The organism is Luteibacter sp. P4_E6 (genome assembly GCF_056401535.1).
On the sequence record NZ_JBFUJE010000836.1, the window covers coordinates 1 to 1,187 of the forward strand.

The following is a 1,187-nucleotide window of genomic DNA, read 5'->3' on the forward strand; positions in this document are numbered from 1 at the left end:
GCCCATGGCCATGATCGGCGTATGCAGCCTGGGTGCGAGCCACAGCGCGCCGCCGATCATGCACAGGTTGAGGATCACCGGCGTCAGCGCCGGGAGGCCGAACTTGTGGAAGCTGTTGAGCGCGCCGCCGCTGAGCGCGGTCAGCGAGACGAACAACAGGAAGGGGAAGGTCAGGCGCAGCAGGTTGACGGTGAGCTCGAATTTCTCGGGCGTCTCGACCGCGCCGGGAGAAAACAACGCCGTTACCTGCGGCGCGAAGATCACGCCCAGGGCCACCACCACCAACAGGACGCCACCGAGCGTGCCCGCCGTGCGCGACATCAGCTGCTTGAGATCGTCGTGCGGACGGGTCTCCTTGACCTCAGTGAACACCGGCACGAAAGCCGTCGAGAAGGAGCCCTCGGCGAACAGGCGGCGCATGAAGTTCGGAATGCGGAAAGCCACCCAGAACGCGTCCGTGGCGGCATTGGCGCCAAACGAGGCGTTGATCGCCATGTCGCGGACCAGGCCGAGCACACGGGAGACCATGGTCATGCCGCTGAAAGACAGCACGCCGCGAAGAAGGCTGGGGGTTTTCATCCGTGTCCGGGTGATCGCAAACCCCTAGTTTGACAGCGGCGGGCTAGCGGAGGACAGTCTGCGGTCTGGAATTTCACGGGCAGCGTGCCCGCCCCGCCCTCCAGGCCCGCCTGCGCGGGCTCTAAGCTATTGACGCGACCCGTCTTTGGCCTCAAAATGGGCGTCTTTCTTAAAACCAACAGAACTCTGGAGCTTCACCTTGGCCAACATCAAGTCCGCGAAGAAGCGTGCGCGTCAGTCGGAGCAGCGCCGTCTGCGCAACGTCAGCGCGCGTTCCATGGTGCGTTCCGCACTGAAGAAGGTCGTCAAGGCGATCGACGCCAAGGATAAGGCTGGCGCAGCCACGGCTTACGCCGTCGCCGTGCCGGTGATGGACCGCTACGCTGCACGCGGCCTCATCCACAAGAACAAGGCTGCCCGTCACAAGAGCCGCCTGAACGCGAAGATCCGCGACCTGGCGTAATTGCCTGCGCGACATCGCTGTTCGCAAAAAAGCCGGCGCAAGCCGGCTTTTTTGTTGCCCTCATTACGATGGGAGCCGATTCCTGTGGGAGCCGATTCCTGTGGGAGCCGATTCATCGGCGATCCCGCGGCAGCGGGCCAGTCCG

The 1,187-nt window shown here is 63.9% G+C and carries 2 protein-coding genes; one reads left to right on the plus strand and one right to left on the minus strand.

The genetic code is table 11. The annotated features are described in order from the left end of the window. A partial coding sequence (gene murJ / locus AC1DT2_RS23935) for a murein biosynthesis integral membrane protein MurJ (RefSeq protein WP_477299186.1) occupies positions 1-579 on the minus strand: 579 nt, incomplete at its 3' end. 199 nt (positions 580-778) lie between these two features. Between murJ and rpsT the strand changes: the two genes are divergently transcribed. After that, complete coding sequence (rpsT, locus tag AC1DT2_RS23940; protein WP_063571080.1) at positions 779-1,042, plus strand: 30S ribosomal protein S20; 264 nt, start codon at positions 779-781, stop codon at positions 1,040-1,042. The last annotated feature ends 145 nt before the right edge of the window (positions 1,043-1,187 follow it).